The organism is Pseudomonas cyclaminis (assembly GCF_015163715.1).
GTDB classification, from domain to species: domain Bacteria; phylum Pseudomonadota; class Gammaproteobacteria; order Pseudomonadales; family Pseudomonadaceae; genus Aquipseudomonas; species Aquipseudomonas cyclaminis.
The window spans coordinates 1-16,176 of sequence record NZ_JADDUM010000116.1; the positions used below are offsets into that span (position 1 = coordinate 1).

At 60.5% G+C, this 16,176-nt stretch carries 9 protein-coding genes and 3 pseudogenes; 6 read left to right on the plus strand and 6 right to left on the minus strand.

Features of this window, described 5'->3' with window-relative positions; translation table 11 throughout:
* Positions 1–101: 101 nt before the first annotated feature.
* A pseudogene (locus tag IQK56_RS15800) lies at positions 102–937 on the minus strand (23S rRNA (adenine(2030)-N(6))-methyltransferase RlmJ).
* A gap of 173 nt (positions 938–1,110) precedes the next feature.
* Between IQK56_RS15800 and IQK56_RS15805 the strand changes: the two are divergent.
* Positions 1,111–2,388: an O-acetylhomoserine aminocarboxypropyltransferase/cysteine synthase family protein gene (locus IQK56_RS15805; protein ID WP_150677445.1), complete on the plus strand. Its 1,278-nt coding sequence runs from the start codon at positions 1,111–1,113 to the stop codon at positions 2,386–2,388.
* On the opposite strand, the gene IQK56_RS15810 is transcribed toward IQK56_RS15805, so the two are convergent.
* The 3 genes from IQK56_RS15810 to putP form a co-directional block, all read right to left on the minus strand.
* Positions 2,374–3,099, minus strand: a complete 726-nt coding sequence (locus IQK56_RS15810) for a DUF4123 domain-containing protein (RefSeq protein ID WP_193862523.1) — start codon at positions 3,097–3,099, stop codon at positions 2,374–2,376. The genes IQK56_RS15805 and IQK56_RS15810 overlap by 15 nt on opposite strands.
* Positions 3,100–3,114: 15 nt before the next feature.
* Positions 3,115–5,130: a type VI secretion system Vgr family protein gene (locus IQK56_RS15815; protein WP_193862522.1), complete on the minus strand. Its 2,016-nt coding sequence runs from the start codon at positions 5,128–5,130 to the stop codon at positions 3,115–3,117.
* A 204-nt stretch (positions 5,131–5,334) separates the two neighbouring features.
* Positions 5,335–6,819, minus strand: a complete 1,485-nt coding sequence (gene putP / locus IQK56_RS15820) for a sodium/proline symporter PutP (protein ID WP_122306244.1) — start codon at positions 6,817–6,819, stop codon at positions 5,335–5,337.
* 461 nt (positions 6,820–7,280) lie between these two features.
* Here putP and putA point away from each other — a divergent pair, with 461 nt between their 5' ends.
* From putA to IQK56_RS15835, 3 genes are all read left to right on the plus strand, one after another.
* Positions 7,281–11,234, plus strand: coding sequence for a trifunctional transcriptional regulator/proline dehydrogenase/L-glutamate gamma-semialdehyde dehydrogenase (gene putA / locus IQK56_RS15825; protein ID WP_150760865.1), 3,954 nt, complete (start codon positions 7,281–7,283; stop codon positions 11,232–11,234).
* A 166-nt stretch (positions 11,235–11,400) separates the two neighbouring features.
* Entirely contained in the window at positions 11,401–13,203 is a 1,803-nt protein-coding gene (locus IQK56_RS15830; protein ID WP_193862521.1) for an acyl-CoA dehydrogenase, read from the plus strand.
* A gap of 178 nt (positions 13,204–13,381) precedes the next feature.
* Positions 13,382–13,582: a hypothetical protein gene (locus IQK56_RS15835; protein ID WP_193862520.1), complete on the plus strand. Its 201-nt coding sequence runs from the start codon at positions 13,382–13,384 to the stop codon at positions 13,580–13,582.
* Positions 13,583–13,637: 55 nt separating this feature from the next.
* Here IQK56_RS15835 and IQK56_RS15840 read toward each other — a convergent pair whose 3' ends face one another.
* A complete protein-coding gene (locus IQK56_RS15840; protein ID WP_112193081.1) occupies positions 13,638–13,931 on the minus strand; it encodes a cell division protein ZapA in 294 nt (97 codons plus the stop codon).
* Entirely contained in the window at positions 13,928–14,158 is a 231-nt protein-coding gene (locus IQK56_RS15845; protein WP_122306240.1) for a hypothetical protein, read from the minus strand. The genes IQK56_RS15840 and IQK56_RS15845 overlap by 4 nt, the downstream gene beginning before the upstream one ends.
* A 343-nt stretch (positions 14,159–14,501) precedes the next feature.
* Between IQK56_RS15845 and IQK56_RS31800 the strand changes: the two are divergent.
* Positions 14,502–15,158, plus strand: a pseudogene (locus IQK56_RS31800) (MCP four helix bundle domain-containing protein); the annotation flags it as partial.
* A 303-nt stretch (positions 15,159–15,461) separates the two neighbouring features.
* Positions 15,462–16,061 (plus strand): annotated as a pseudogene (locus tag IQK56_RS31805) (methyl-accepting chemotaxis protein); the annotation flags it as partial.
* Between the last annotated feature and the right edge of the window lie 115 nt (positions 16,062–16,176).

Consider the following 16,176-nt stretch of genomic DNA (forward strand, 5'->3'; position numbering starts at 1 on the left):
CCCCGATGGCGGAGTATCAGTCAGTACATCTGTAGCTGACCCACCGCTATCGGGGGCAAGCCCCCTCCCACATTTGGTTCTATGTTTGACTTTAGAACGGATTACTCGGCAATAAGCCAATCCATCTGCCACCCGCCCTGGGTCTGGCCAAGTTTCCTGGACAGCCACGGCAGCAGCTCACGCAATTCCTCTTCCAGGCCCCACGGTGGGTTGGCAATCGCCAGGCCCGATCCCGTCAGGGTGTTGGGCGTGTCCAGCGGATGCACCAGCAATTCCACACGCAGCAGCTTCGGCGCGCCGTGCCGGCCAGGTCCTGGTAGAAGCGGCGCAGCATGCGCTGGTCTTTCACCGGGTACCAGATCGCCGCAACGGTCTGGCGCATGCGGCTGACGGCTTCCTTGAGGGACGCGGCGCAGCGTTGCATCTCGTCGAGTTTTTCAAACGGCGGGTCGATCAGCATCAGCGCGCGTTTTTCCGGCACCGGCAGCAAGGCTCGCGGTACATGCCAGCCTTCGCCCAAGTGCACTTTGACCCGGCGATCCCCCTTCATGTTGTCCTTGAGCAGCACGCCGTCTTCCGGGTGCTTTTCATTGAGCAGCACGCGGTCCTGTGGGCGCGTCAGGCGCCGCGCCAGCTCCGGCGAGCCTGGGTAGTAGCGCAACTGACCGTCCGGGTTCATCTCGTGCAGCACGCGCATGTAATCGGCCGTCAGCGGCGGCAGGTCGCTTTCGCCCCACAGGCGTGCGATGCCTTCCAGGTACTCACCGGTGCGGTTGGCCTGATCGCCTTGCAGATCGTACAGACCAATCCCGGCGTGGGTGTCGAGGTAGGCGAACGGCTGCTCCTTGCGCGACATCAGAGCGATGAGGCGGGTCAAGGTCAGGTGTTTGAAGACATCGGCGTGGTTGCCGGCGTGAAAGGCGTGACGATAATTCATGGTTGCTCCTGCGCAGGGGGCGAAGTTTACCTTCTACGAGGGCAAAGGTGCAGGGTGGCGTGCCGGGCGGTGCTTATGTCCTAAAGGCAGGATGCGGGCGGAAAAAAATCTAATGGCTGGCCCAGGGCGGATTTATTGTGGCCGTTCACTATCCAGGGAGGTCAATAACAATCATGAAAGACGCCACCATCGCACTGCACCACGCCTTCAAGTCGGACCCCACCACCAAGGCCGTCGCCGTGCCGATCTACCAGAACGTCGCCTTCGAATTCGATAACGCCCAGCACGGTGCCGACCTGTTCAATCTGGACGTGCCCGGCAATATCTACACCCGCATCATGAACCCCACCAATGATGTGCTGGAGCAACGTATCGCCGCCCTCGAAGGGGGTATCGCGGCCCTGGTCGTGTCGGCCGGCAGCGCGGCCATTCACTACGCGATCCAGACGCTCACCCGCGCCGGCGACAATATCGTCACCACCCCGCAACTCTACGGCGGCACCTACACGCTGTTCGCCCATTTGCTGCCGAGCTTTGGCGTCGACGTACGTTTCGCCCGCGACGACAGTGCCGCTGCCATCGCCGAACTGATCGATGACAACACCAAGCTGGTGTATTGCGAAAGCATCGGCAACCCGGCGGGCAATATCATCGACATCGAAGCCCTGGCAGACGTCGCCCATGCCCGTGGTGTGCCGCTGATGGTGGATAACACCGTGGCCACGCCCATCCTGTGCAAGCCGATCCAGTTCGGCGCCGACATCGTTGTGCACTCGCTGACCAAATACATCGGCGGCCACGGCAACTCCCTGGGCGGTGCAATCGTCGACAGCGGCACCTTCCCCTGGACCCAATACCCGGAAAAATTCCCCGGCCTCAACCAGCCCGAGCCGGCTTACCACGGCGTGGTCTACACCGAAAAATTCGGCCCAGCCGCCTTCATCGCCCGCGCCCGTACCGTGCCGTTGCGTAACACCGGCGCTGCCCTGGCGCCCATGAACGCTTTCCTACTGCTGCAAGGCCTGGAAACCCTGGCCCTGCGCATGGAGCGCCATACGGAAAATGCGCTCAAGGTCGCGCAGTTCCTGCAAGGCCATGCCGATGTGGAGTGGGTCAGTTATGCGGGGCTGCCGGATCACCCCCATCACGCATTGGCGCACAAATACCTGCAAGGCAAACCCTCGGCGATCCTGTCCTTCGGCCTGAAGGGCGGGTACGCGGCAGGTGTGCGCTTCTACGATGCACTGCAAATCTTCAAGCGCCTGGTGAACATCGGTGACGCCAAGTCCCTGGCCTGCCACCCCGCGTCCACCACCCATCGACAGATGAACGAACAGGAACAGGCCAAGGCTGGTGTGAAGCCGGAAATGATTCGCCTGTCAGTGGGCATCGAAGCGATTGAAGACTTGATTGACGACCTGCAACAGGCGCTGGGCTCAACTCAACTCTAAGGCCAGGTAATCGGTGAGCGCCTCATGGGTGATATCCGGCCGACGGGCAAAGTAGGCGACCTTGTGCTGCAAGGTCGCCGGTGTGAACGCGGTGTACAAGTCGGGGCGTTGCTCTTGCAGCCATTGCAGCAGGTTGTCGATCAGGGTTTGCGGTGATTGCCCTGCCAAGTGCGCCTGCAGCGATGCAGGGACTCGCCACCAAGGGCTGGCCCTGGCCTCGGTCGCCGGCCCCGTTGCAACCGTGAGCGGTTGGCCATTGATCAGGTACCGCTGAAAAACCGGCAACACGCTTGCGGCCTCATCACCCAACCCCCGCAACATCGGCAGAAACTGGGTGCCATCCCAGAATCGCAAAAACACCTCCTGACCGTCCGGCAGGTAGACCTTGGTCAAACTTTGCAGGTGCGCGATCACGCTTTCCAGCGAACTGGACGACACCGCCAGCCAGCCCCAATCCGTGGCTTCAGTGGTTGCCACCCATTCGAGGAATCCACTGTCAGGCTCGACAATGCCCACGTAAGGCATGACCTCCTCCCATTCTGCGTAAGCCGTGCCAGCCCAGATGGATTGGGGCAGCATTCCGGCGGCGGTGGCTCGCCAGGCGGTAAGCGGCTTGGCGTCGCTGGCAGCGCCCAACACCACGAAGAGCTGCTCATTGGGAAGCAAAGGAGCCTGCGCAAGCCAGGCGCTGGGGACCAACCGTTCAGACATGGGGATAAATTCCTTTTAAGGCTGAGTTGAATGGGTGATATCGCACTGCCCGTTCTTGCAACGCTCACACTCCTCACAAAAGGGCGCACTACGTTTCAAGCTGGCCACCTGCACCAGACTGAGCGGGGCGGGGATTATCGCCAGCAGTTTTTCCTGAATTCCCGGCATCAAGGGCACCGCCGCCGGAGCGGGCCCGCCGCCAAGCTGGATCGGCACGCTGCTGAAAATCCCGCCCGCCGAAAGGGTGATCGATTGCCCGCCGGCCTGAATCGTCACGCTCGCCCCCGCGTCAATAACAACGCTTTGCCCTGCGCCGATCTGAATGGTCTGCCCGGCGCGCATCTGCTGCGAACCACCAACGACCAGATGATCATCCTGCTTGAGTTCGATCAGGCGGTTGCCGTGGGTAATGCGCTGCTCTTCACCTTGCAGTTCATGGTGCGATTCGCCGCCCACCCTGATGCGACGCTGATTGTCGACCTCCACCCGCTGGTCATGCAGCACATGCTGGGTCCAATCCCGCTGGGCGCGCAGGTAGATTTCCTCGGCGCCCTTTCGGTCTTCAATGCGCAGCTCGCTGTAACCGCCGCCACCAGGGCTGCTCTGGCTACGGAAGATGCTGCGGGTCTTGTCTGCGGGCAGGTCAAGGGGCACCGCCGTCGCTGCGTTGGGCAGGCACCCCATCACCAGCGGCATGTCCATATCACCATTGACGAACCCCACCAGCACTTCCATTCCCACTCGCGGAATAAGTACCGCACCATAGCGATCATGGGCCCAACCACTGGCCACCCGCAGCCAGCAGCTGGAATGGTCGTTGTGCTCCCCGAGTCGATCCCAGGCCAGTTGCACCTTGACCCGCCCGTATTCGTCACAATGAATTTCACTGTCGACGGGGCCGGTCACCACAGCGTTTTGATAACCCGCCAATGTCGGCCGCGCTTGCTCGGGCAGGGGCGGGCGAAAGATCACGTCCCACGGTGAGGCAACAAACTCATTGCGATAACCCTGACGAAAATCGCCACCGGCAACCTCGGTCGCGGCCTCCTCCAACACCTGGGGTTGTTTGCCTTCGTGGATGACCTGCGTCACCAGCCACAAGTCATTCCATGCGTCACGCGGGTGACCGGTCAACCTGAGGAAATGGCCGCAGACCAATGCAGAATCATCACCGCTGCCACGGGCAATTCGATAGTCGCTACGGTGCCGCTCCAAAACCCGTTGCGCGAGGTATTTACCGTGGGGCCGACCAGAAAAGCGACCGGGGTACCCCTGCTCTTCAAGCCGTGGCGACTGTGCGCCGGCAACGCCACTCTCCAACACCAGGTTCGGCTTACAGAAGTCGTAGTCGCGCAGGTTGACCGCCGTGGTGCGGGTTGCCAGCTGCACCACAAAGCGCTTGATCGCAGGCGTATCCGCCACCATCCCGGAACCTGGCCGATAGGGCGTCGGCTGGTCTGGCTGGGCGAATACGGTCTGGTCATCGCCAAACACCAGCAGATGCCGCTCGGGCGAGTGCCGGAAGTGATAGTGAATACCCTGCTCGGCACATAGCCGCTGAATGAAGGCCAGGTCGCTTTCACCGAATTGCACGCAATACTCGCGCTCCGGGTAATCACCACTCAGGTGAAACTCCAATTGGTCGGCATGGAGCCCTTGCTCCGCCAGCACCAGCGCCACAATCTGCGGCACTGTCTTGTGCTGGAAAATGCGCTGGTGACTGCTGTGCTGCAGATACGCCAGCTGCGGCACGAGTTGGATCTGATAACGCGTCAGGCGCCGCCCGGAATCGCCCTGCGCCACCCGATAGACCAGGCCATGGATGCCATGCCCCTGTTCGTCGAAACCGAGATAGACCTGGCGATGCAGCAAGCTCTCCAAGTCGAGGTCGGGCTGCTCACTGACCAGCTCGAGGTCAAAACAATAGGGCTGGCTGAGGGTTTCGGCGCCGTGAAACTCAAAAACCTTGAGCTCACTGGGTTCCCCGTCAAGGGTCAGGGTAAAGGCGGGTTGATTGGCAGGAGCGAACATCCGGTGTTTCTCTGCGAGGGGTAGACGGTGGATTCTGCACCACTGCTTTGCCCTGCAGAACGCACGTCCGATAAATCAGTAAAGCCCTACACGCGGGCGTATGAATCGCCCTCAACCCGTGAAAAAACACGCACAAAAAAAGGCCCGCAATCCGTAGGACGCGGGCCTTTTTTTCAATTCATCGGACGCTCAGCGCCAGACGAATTACTTGTTGAGGTTGTAGTCTTTTTCCGCTGCATCAAAACGTTCGATCATGCCGGCCGTCGGTGCGCCCATTTTGCTCACGAAGTAGATCGCCAGGCTAGCGAAGATGAAGCCTGGGATGATTTCGTACAGGCCCAACAGTTCGAAGTGCTTCCACACGATCACGGTGATCGCGCCGACCAGGATACCGGCCAGTGCGCCGTTGCGGGTCATGCCTTTCCAGATCACCGAGATCAGGACCACAGGACCGAATGCGGCGCCGAAACCGGCCCAGGCGTAGCTCACCAGGCCCAGTACACGGTTTTCCGGGTTGGCGGCCATGGCGATGGCGATCAGGGCAACCACCAGCACCATCAGGCGACCGATCCATACCAGTTCGAGCTGGGAGGCGTTCTTGCGCAGGAACGCTTTGTAGAAGTCTTCGGTCAGGGCGCTGGAGCACACCAGCAACTGGCAGCTCAAGGTACTCATTACAGCCGCCAGGATCGCCGACAGCAAGACGCCGGCAACCCACGGATTGAACAGGATTTTGGCCAGCTCGATAAACACACGCTCAGGGTTTTCGGTCACAGGACCGGCCACTTCCGGGTGCGCCGAGAAGTAGGCGATACCGAAGAAGCCCACGGCCACAGTACCGGCCAGGCACAGGATCATCCAGGCCATGGAGATGCGACGCGCCTTGGCGATCGACTTGACCGAATCCGCCGCCATGAAGCGCGCAAGGATATGCGGTTGGCCGAAGTAGCCCAGGCCCCAGCCCATCAGCGAGATCACGCCGATGAAGGTGGTGTTTTTCAGCATGTCGAAACTGGTCGGGTCCTTGGCTTCAATCGCCAGGAAGGTGGTGTCCACACCGCCGGTCGCCAGCAGTACGATGATCGGCGTCAGGATCAACGCGAAGATCATCAGCGTGGCTTGCACGGTATCGGTCCAGCTCACTGCCAGGAAACCACCGATGAAGGTGTAGGCAATAGTCGCCGCAGCACCGGCCCACAGCGCCGTCTCGTAGGACATGCCGAAGGTGCTTTCGAACAGACGGGCACCGGCCACGATGCCGGAAGCGCAGTAGATGGTGAAGAACACCAGGATCACCACCGCAGAGATGATCCGCAGCAGGCCGCTTTTATCTTCGAAACGGCTGGAGAAGTAATCCGGCAGCGTCAGGGCGTCGCCGTTGTGTTCGGTCTGTACCCGCAGGCGACCGGCCACGAACAGCCAGTTGAGGTAAGCACCGACGATCAGGCCGATGGCGATCCAGCTTTCCGACAGACCGGACATGTAGATCGCGCCCGGCAAGCCCATCAACAACCAGCCGCTCATGTCGGAAGCACCGGCGGACAAGGCTGTCACCACGCTACCGAGGCTGCGACCGCCCAGGATGTAATCGGAAAGGTTGTTGGTGGAGCGATAGGCCATCAGGCCGATCAGCACCATTGCTGCGATGTAGATCACGAATGTGATCAAGGTTGGATTGCTAACGCTCATATGAGTGACGCCCTGGCTTTGTTTTTATGTAGCAGCGGTCTGTCAGACGGCCACCCACTGGTCAGTGAGTAAACGTAACTGCGTGCCGCGCATTTATGACTGACGTTTCCCCAGGAAAGCCGTCAGCCGATGAACCCCCGATTTACGGATGGTTGCACCTTGGCCGCGAATGCTATTCAACAAAGCAAATAAGGTGCAACCAGTTTCTTTCGAATAAGTTGCACCTAGATATGAAATCGACAAAACGCCGTGTTCTTGCTCCTTTTCGGAGCAAGAACAGCCGAAGTCAGAAGTAAACGCACCAAGAAAAAGCGGATTCCGTTGACGCCAAATTTATTTCGGATGAACGTCGAAAATTTCATGGATAAAAAGGGTTGCACCCGGTTGCACCTCTTGATGCGCAAAGCTAATCTTGCCGCCAGCTGATGCCACTCGGTAGTGGCACCCATGAGGATAAGAAAATGGCGACGACCACCCTTGGGGTCAAACTTGACGACCCGACCCGCGAACGCCTGAAGGCTGCCGCGACCTCCATTGATCGCACGCCGCACTGGCTGATCAAGCAGGCGATTTTCAATTACCTGGAGAAACTGGAGGGTGGTGCAACCCTGACCGAACTCAATGGTTTGAGCAGCAAGGACGCCGATGATGCAGGCGAGGTCCAAGCCGACCACGCGCACCAGTGCTTCCTTGAGTTCGCCGAGAGCATCCTGCCGCAGTCCGTACTGCGCGCCTCGATCACCGCCGCTTACCGCCGCCCGGAGCCGGAAGTGGTACCGATGCTGATCGAGCAGGCCCGCCTGCCGGCCGCGATGGCCGAAGCTACCAATAAGCTGGCCGCCTCGATTGCCGAGAAACTGCGCAATCAGAAGAGTGCCGGCGGCCGTGCCGGTATTGTTCAGGGCCTGCTGCAAGAATTTTCCCTGTCGTCCCAGGAAGGTGTGGCGCTGATGTGCCTGGCCGAAGCGCTGCTGCGCATCCCGGACAAAGGCACCCGTGACGCGCTGATCCGCGACAAGATCAGCACCGGCAACTGGCACCCACACCTGGGTAACAGCCCGTCGCTGTTCGTCAACGCTGCCACCTGGGGCCTGTTGCTGACCGGCAAACTGGTCGCCACCCATAATGAAGCAGGGCTGACCTCGTCCCTGAGCCGCATCATCGGCAAGAGCGGCGAACCGATGATCCGCAAGGGCGTCGACATGGCCATGCGCCTGATGGGCGAGCAGTTCGTTACCGGCGAAACCATCGCCGAAGCCCTGGCCAACGCGAGCAAGTTCGAAGCCAAAGGCTTCCGCTATTCCTACGACATGCTCGGTGAAGCCGCGCTCACCGAACACGATGCCCAGAAATACCTGGCGTCGTACGAACAAGCCATTCACTCCATCGGCAAAGCCTCTCACGGCCGTGGGATTTATGAAGGCCCGGGCATTTCCATCAAGCTGTCGGCACTGCACCCGCGTTACAGCCGTGCGCAGTACGAGCGTGTGATGGATGAGTTGTACCCGCGCCTGCTGTCCCTGACCCTGCTGGCCAAGCAATACGACATCGGCCTGAACATCGACGCCGAAGAAGCCGACCGCCTGGAGCTGTCCCTGGACCTGCTGGAGCGCCTGTGCTTCGAGCCACAACTGACCGGCTGGAACGGCATCGGTTTCGTGATCCAGGCCTACCAGAAACGTTGCCCGTATGTGATCGACTACGTCATCGACCTGGCGCGCCGCAGCCGCCATCGCCTGATGATCCGCCTGGTAAAAGGTGCGTACTGGGACAGCGAAATCAAGCGCGCCCAGGTCGAAGGCCTGGAAGGCTACCCGGTCTACACCCGCAAGGTGTACACCGACGTTTCCTACATTGCCTGCGCACGCAAACTGCTGTCGGTGCCAGAAGTCATCTACCCGCAGTTCGCCACGCACAACGCCCATACCCTGTCGGCCATCTACCATATCGCCGGTCAGAACTATTACCCCGGCCAGTACGAGTTCCAATGCCTCCACGGCATGGGTGAACCGCTGTACGAGCAGGTTGTAGGCAAGGTATCCGAAGGCAAGTTGAACCGTCCGTGCCGCGTGTACGCACCGGTCGGCACCCACGAAACACTGCTGGCTTACCTGGTACGACGCCTGCTGGAAAACGGCGCCAACACCTCGTTCGTCAATCGCATCGCCGACCAGTCCATCTCCATTCAGGAGCTGGTGGCCGACCCAGTGGCCAGCATCGAGCAAATGGCTACGCAGGAAGGCGGCTTCGGCTTGCCGCACCCGCGTATCCCCTTGCCGCGTGACCTGTACGGCAGCGACCGCGCAAACTCGGCGGGTATCGACCTGGCCAACGAACACCGCCTGGCGTCGCTGTCCTGCGCCTTGCTGGCGACCGCACACAACAACTGGAAAGCCGCGCCGATGCTGGGTTGCGCCTCCAGCGACCAACCGTCTGCGCCGGTATTGAACCCGTCTGACCTGCGTGATGTGGTCGGCCAGGTTCAAGAAGCCACGGTCGAAGACGTCGACAACGCGATTCAATGCGCCATCAACGCTGGCCCGATTTGGCAGGCCACTCCGCCCGCCGAACGCGCTGCGATCCTGGAACGCGCCGCTGACCTGATGGAAAGCGAGATCCAGCCGCTGATGGGCCTGCTGGCTCGCGAAGCCGGCAAGACCTTCGCCAACGCCATCGCCGAAGTGCGTGAAGCCGTGGATTTCCTGCGTTACTACGCCGTGCAGGCCCGCAACGACTTTACCAACGACGCCCACCGCCCATTGGGCCCGGTGGTCTGCATCAGCCCATGGAACTTCCCGCTGGCGATTTTCAGCGGTCAAGTCGCAGCCGCATTGGCCGCCGGCAACCCGGTATTGGCCAAGCCTGCCGAGCAAACCCCGCTGGTGGCCGCACAAGCCGTGCGCATCCTGCTGGAAGCCGGTATTCCGGAAGGCGTGCTGCAACTGCTGCCGGGCCAGGGCGAAAGCGTGGGTGCCCGCCTGGTGGGTGATGAACGCGTCAAAGGCGTGATGTTCACCGGTTCCACCGAAGTGGCGCGCCTGCTGCAACGCAATGTCGCCGGTCGTCTGGATGCCCAGGGCCGTCCGATCCCGCTGATCGCCGAAACCGGTGGCCAGAACGCGATGATCGTGGACTCCTCGGCGCTGACCGAGCAGGTGGTTATCGACGTAGTCTCTTCGGCCTTCGACAGCGCCGGCCAGCGTTGCTCGGCCCTGCGTGTACTGTGCCTGCAGGAGGATTCGGCAGACCGCGTCATCGAAATGCTCAAGGGCGCCATGGCTGAATGCCGCCTCGGCAACCCGGAACGCCTGTCGGTAGACATCGGCCCGGTGATCGACGCCGAAGCCAAGGCAGGCATCGAGAAACACATCCAGGCCATGCGCGACAAAGGCCGCGCTGTGTACCAAGTGGCGATTGCCGATGGTGAAGAGGTCAAGCGCGGCACCTTCGTGATGCCAACCCTGATCGAGCTGGAAAGCTTCGACGAGCTGCAACGCGAGATCTTCGGCCCGGTACTGCACGTGGTGCGCTACAAGCGTAAAGAGATCGACCAGCTGATCGGCCAGATCAACGCATCCGGTTACGGCCTGACCCTGGGCGTGCACACCCGTATCGACGAGACCATCGCCAAGGTGATCGACAACGTCAATGCCGGCAACGTCTACGTGAACCGTAACATCGTGGGTGCCGTGGTCGGCGTGCAACCGTTCGGCGGCGAAGGCCTGTCGGGTACCGGCCCGAAAGCCGGCGGCCCGCTGTACCTGTACCGCCTGCTGTCGACTCGTCCTACCGATGCGATCGAGCAATCCTTCGTACGTGGCGACAAGTTGGCTGCACCGGATGTACGCCTGCGCGACGCCATGAGCCAACCGCTGACCGCCCTGAAAGCCTGGGCCGACAGCCATTCGTTCAGCGAGCTGAGTGCCCTGTGCAGCCAGTTCGCCGCGCAGTCCCAGAGCGGTATCACCCGCCAACTGGCCGGCCCGACCGGCGAGCGCAACAGCTACGCCATCCTGCCCCGCGAGCACGTGTTGTGCCTGGCGGACGTGGAAGGCGATCTGTTGACGCAACTGGCGGCAGTGCTGGCGGTGGGTGGTTCTGCGGTATGGCCGGAAACTGACCTGACCAAAGCCTTGTTCCCACGCCTGCCAAAGGACATTCAGGCGAAGATCAAGCGCGTAGCGGATTGGACCAAGGACGAGGTGGTGTTCGACGCAGTCCTGCATCACGGTGATTCCGACCAACTGCGTGCGGTGTGCCAGCAAGTGGCACAGCGCGGTGGGGCGATTGTCGGCGTGCATGGCTTGTCGCAGGGCGAAACATCCATTGCCTTGGAGCGTCTGGTGATCGAGCGGGCGTTGAGCGTCAACACCGCTGCGGCGGGCGGTAACGCCAGCCTGATGACCATAGGTTAAGCAGCAGCGGCAAGTTTTAAGCTACAAGCTGCAAGTAGAAGCATCGCGCTCTTACTTGTAGCTTGAAGCTTGCAACTTGTGCCGCCCCATCACCCCCATCTATCTTCCTTCCCCGTTTTTATTAGCGCTCCTAGACTGCGGCATACTTTTCCAAAGGTAATCCGCCATGTCCGAGACGCTGCTCAGTTCCCGCAATCTGGCTTTCGAGCTGTACGAAGTCCTCGATGCCGAGGGCCTGACCCAGCGCGAGCGGTTTGCCGAGCACAACCGCGAAACCTTCGATGCCGCCATCAGCACGGCCCGCTCCATCGCCGAAAAATATTTCGCCCCGCATAACCGTAAAAACGACGAAAACGAACCGCGCTACGAAGACGGCCAGGCAATCCTGATCCCGGAAGTCAAACCGGCTGTGGATGCGTTCCTGGAAGCCGGCTTCCTGAATGCCGCCCGCAGTTTCGAAGCCGGTGGCATGCAGTTGCCGACCTTGCTGTCCCAGGCCTGCTTTGCGCACTTCCAGTCCGCCAACGCAGCGTCTACTTCTTACCCGTTCCTGACCATGGGCGCGGCCAACCTGATCGAAAGCTTCGGCACCGAGGAGCAGAAACAACGCTTCCTGCAACCGATGATCGAAGGGCGTTTCTTCGGCACCATGGCCCTGACCGAACCCCACGCGGGCTCATCGCTTTCGGACATTCGTACACGCGCCGAACCTGCGGCCGACGGCAGCTATCGCCTCAAGGGCAACAAGATCTTTATCTCCGGGGGCGACCATCCTCTGTCGGAAAACATCGTGCACATGGTGCTGGCCAAGCTGCCGGACGCGCCGGCCGGGGTGAAGGGCATTTCGCTGTTTATCGTGCCTAAATTCCTGGTCAACGATGACGGCAGCCTCGGTGCACGCAACGACGTGTTGTTGGCCGGACTGTTTCACAAGATGGGCTGGCGCGGCACCACGTCGACGGCACTGAACTTCGGCGATAACGGCAACTGTGTCGGCTATCTGGTGGGCAAGCCACACCAGGGGCTGAGTTGCATGTTCCAGATGATGAACGAAGCGCGCATCGGCGTCGGCATGGGCGCCGTCATGCTCGGTTACGCCGGCTACCTGTACTCCCTGGAATACGCCCGCGAACGCCCACAAGGCCGTCTGCCCGATAGCAAAGATCCTACAACGGCACCGGTCTCGATCATCCAGCACGCCGACATCAAACGCATGCTGCTGACCCAAAAAGCCTACGTAGAAGGCGCCTTCGACCTGGGCCTGTACGCTGCGCGCCTGTTCGATGACACCACCACACTGGCAACCGAGACCGAGCGCAAACAGGCCCACGAACTGCTGGACCTGCTCACGCCCATCGTCAAATCCTGGCCGTCGGAGTTCTGCCTCAAGGCCAACGAACTGGCGATCCAGATCCTCGGCGGCCACGGCTACACCCGCGAATACCCGGTGGAACAGTACTACCGCGACAACCGCCTGAACCCGATCCACGAAGGCACCCACGGCATCCAGTCCCTGGATTTGCTCGGGCGCAAGCTGGCGCAGAATGGCGGCGCGGGGCTAAAGCAACTGATCCGCCTGATCGCCGAAACCGGCGCCCGCGCCCAGGAGTACCCATCACTCACCGCCATGAGAGAACCGCTGGAACACCTGGTAGCGCGCCTGCAACAAGTCACCCTGGGCCTGCTGACGGATCTCGCCCACGGCAAGGTCAACAGCAGCCTGGCGAACTCGGCGCTGTACCTGAAGGTATTCGGGCATACGGTGATTGGCTGGCGCTGGCTGGAACAGGCGATTCGCGCCGAAGAAGGGCTGGCCAGGGGCAATGCGGCGGATGTTGCCTTCTATAAAGGCAAGCTCCAGGCCGCCCGTTACTTCCTGACCTGGGAAGTACCGGGCTGCCATCATGAACTGGCGATTCTGGAGGCACGCGATGATACGTGCCTGGGGATGCAGGATGGGTGGTTCTAATAGCGGCGAAATAGTCTGGGCGTGCGAACTAATGAACTAGAGTTCTAAACTACTGTGATTTCTGACAGTTACCGAGGAGGCTTCTCAAGGGGTAGGCTTTCAGGTGTTGAGAGCGTGTTCACACTGGCTTCCATACCAATGACCAATGACCTACTGCTGCCCATTTTGAGGAATCAACATGAAAACCGCCCCGAAAATTATTCTCGTCGATAAGAGCGGCGATCCTTCGATCGCAAGGGATATAACGCTTGATGAATACTTGATCTCTGCCAACCCAGGCGATGTCCTGGACGTTTTTGGAAATAAGAAAACAGTAATTAACAAAGTTTTCAAATTTAAAGCCAACGACGAATACAGCATCGAAATCGTGTACGAGTAAACATCGGAAAAAGCCTGGCGCGCGCTGAAAAACGTTGCGCACCAGCATACTTTTATTATGGCTGCCCAATCACCTTGGAGATTACATCGACCGTGGCGCTGACTTGCTCTTGGTAACGGTCGAGTTCCTGTTGATGAGCCTGCTGCAATTCGATCTGCTCGGCGCACAGGTTCAGCGCCGCCAGCACCAGTAATTTGTCACCGATCAGGGTCGGGTACTTTTTCTTGGTGGTGGCCAGGGAGGCCTTGAGCATGGTCACGGCGTGCATCAGGGTCTTGTCTTCCCCGGCTGGCGCCTTGATCGAGTAATCCTCTCCGAGAATCGAAACGACCTTTATCCCTTCATTCATGCGCTGACAGGCCCTGCGCTCACACGCTCAACCAACGCCTGGATACGGGCGGCGGTAGCGCCGTGTTTTTCTTCCTGTTCCATCAGGCTCAGTTGCAGGCTGTCGTTCTCATCCTTGGCGCTGGCCAGTTCGGCCTTGAGGGATTCGTTGCTGCCCAGCAGGTCTTGATTCTGCTGTACCAGGTCGCTGACCAGTTGTTCCAATTGGCTGAGGGATGCTTCTAACATTTTGATTTCTCGGGCTTTTTCAAAGGGCGGTGACGATAAAGAAAATTCACCTCGGATGCCAGGGTTATCCCCGGCGCGCAGCCCGATTTTTAAGGGCCGGGCCGCACTTTCGAGCCTTAGTGACTGCATTTACCCGATCTGGTTCCTGAATCGGCCAAACCCCTCGTCAGATGCGACAAAAACGCACATGCCCCTTTAGACTTTAGTCGTACGACCGATAGAGAAGCACACCCCGTCTCACCCCCGCACGGATCGCGCTTCTCCCCAGGATTCCCGCATGTCGCTTCGTAATATGAATATCGCTCCGAGGGCCTTCCTCGGCTTTGCGTTTATTGGTGCACTGATGCTGTTTCTCGGTGTGTTCGCCCTGAACCAGATGAGCAAGATCCGTGGCGCCACCGAAGACATCACCCTGTCCAGCGTGCCAAGCATCCGTGCGCTTGATGAGTTCACCCAACTGACCCTGCGCCTGCGGGTGCTGTCGTACCGCTTGCTGACCAACCGCGAGCCGGACGTGCAGCAAAAGACCCTGGAGTCCTTCGAGCTGCGCAACCAGCAGATCCGCACCGCCCAAGGCGTCTACGAAAAGCTGATCGAAAGCAGCGAAGAGCGCTCCACCTACAACGAATACGTGCGCTTGCTCGGCCAGTACCATCAGATCGAAGAGCGCATGAAGAGCCTGTCCCGCGCCAATCAGGTGGAGGAGTTGCGTACGCTGCTCAATACCGAGCTGCTGAGCAACTCCGAGCAGGTCAACGCAGTGCTCACCCGTTTGCTGGACATCAACAACAAGATGGCCCTGGCGACTAACCAGGAGGCTGAAGACCAATACAACGCGGCCTTCAACCTGGTCGTGGGCCTGCTGGTGATCGCCACGGCGCTGACCATACTGTTTGCCTGGCTGCTGACCCGCAGCATCACCGTCCCCATCGCGCAGGCGCTGGAAGCCGCCGAAGAAGTGGCCGAAGGTAACCTGACGCGGCCGATCAAGGTCGATGGCAACGACGAAGCCGGACGCCTGCTCGCCGCCATGGCCAAGATGCAGGACAAGCTGCGCGACACCCTGCAACGCATCGCCGGTTCTGCCACCCAGTTGGCCTCCGCCGCCGAAGAGCTGAACGCCGTCACCGACGAAAGCGCCCGCGGCCTGACCCAGCAGAACAACGAAATCGAGCAAGCCGCCACCGCCGTCAACGAGATGACCAGCGCCGTCGAAGAAGTTGCGCGCAATGCGGTGAGCACCTCCGAAGCCTCGCGCAATGCCACCTCTTCGGCCGGCGATGGCCGTGACTTGGTCCAGGAAACCGTCAGCGCCATCGAACGCATGAGCGGCGACGTACAAGCCACCGCCACGCTAATTGGCGACCTGGCCAATGAATCGCGGGATATCGGCAAGGTGCTGGACGTGATTCGCGGCCTGGCCGACCAGACCAACCTGCTGGCCCTGAACGCGGCCATCGAAGCGGCGCGCGCCGGTGAAGCCGGGCGCGGGTTTGCGGTGGTGGCCGATGAAGTACGCGCCCTCGCCCATCGCACCCAGCAGTCCACCAGCGAGATCGAGCGGATGATCGGCAGTATCCAGGCCGGCACCGAGCACGCGGTGGATTCGATGCGTAACAGCACCGAACGTGCAGAATCGACACTGAACATCGCCAAAGGCGCAGGGATGTCGCTGGACACCATCAACACGGCGATCGTGGAGATCAATGAACGCAACCTGGTGATCGCCAGCGCAGCGGAAGAGCAGGCGCAGGTGGCACGGGAAGTGGACCGCAACCTGGTGAACATTCGTGACCTGTCGGTGCAGTCGGCGACCGGCGCCAGCCAGACCAGCGCGGCGAGCAGTGAGTTGTCGCGGTTGGCGGTGGATTTGAATGGGATGGTCGGGCGGTTCCGCCTCTAACTGAATGCACTCAGTTAAAAATGTGGGAGGGGGCTTGCCCCAAATGCCAGTCAGTTAAGGAGGAACACTGTAACTGTGGTGAGCGGGCTTGCCCCGCGCTGGGCTGCGAAGCAGC

Bases quoted from the DNA above. Each gene is read 5' to 3' on its own strand.
- IQK56_RS15810 (WP_193862523.1), bottom strand. From the start codon at position 3,099: ATGTCTGAACGGTTGGTCCCCAGCGCCTGGCTTGCGCAGGCTCCTTTG.
- IQK56_RS15840 (WP_112193081.1), bottom strand. From the start codon at position 13,931: ATGAATGAAGGGATAAAGGTCGTTTCGATTCTCGGAGAGGATTACTCG.
- IQK56_RS15815 (WP_193862522.1), bottom strand. From the start codon at position 5,130: ATGTTCGCTCCTGCCAATCAACCCGCCTTTACCCTGACCCTTGACGGG.
- IQK56_RS15845 (WP_122306240.1), bottom strand. From the start codon at position 14,158: ATGTTAGAAGCATCCCTCAGCCAATTGGAACAACTGGTCAGCGACCTG.
- IQK56_RS15830 (WP_193862521.1), top strand. From the start codon at position 11,401: ATGTCCGAGACGCTGCTCAGTTCCCGCAATCTGGCTTTCGAGCTGTAC.
- putP (WP_122306244.1), bottom strand. From the start codon at position 6,819: ATGAGCGTTAGCAATCCAACCTTGATCACATTCGTGATCTACATCGCA.
- putA (WP_150760865.1), top strand. From the start codon at position 7,281: ATGGCGACGACCACCCTTGGGGTCAAACTTGACGACCCGACCCGCGAA.
- IQK56_RS15805 (WP_150677445.1), top strand. From the start codon at position 1,111: ATGAAAGACGCCACCATCGCACTGCACCACGCCTTCAAGTCGGACCCC.
- IQK56_RS15835 (WP_193862520.1), top strand. From the start codon at position 13,382: ATGAAAACCGCCCCGAAAATTATTCTCGTCGATAAGAGCGGCGATCCT.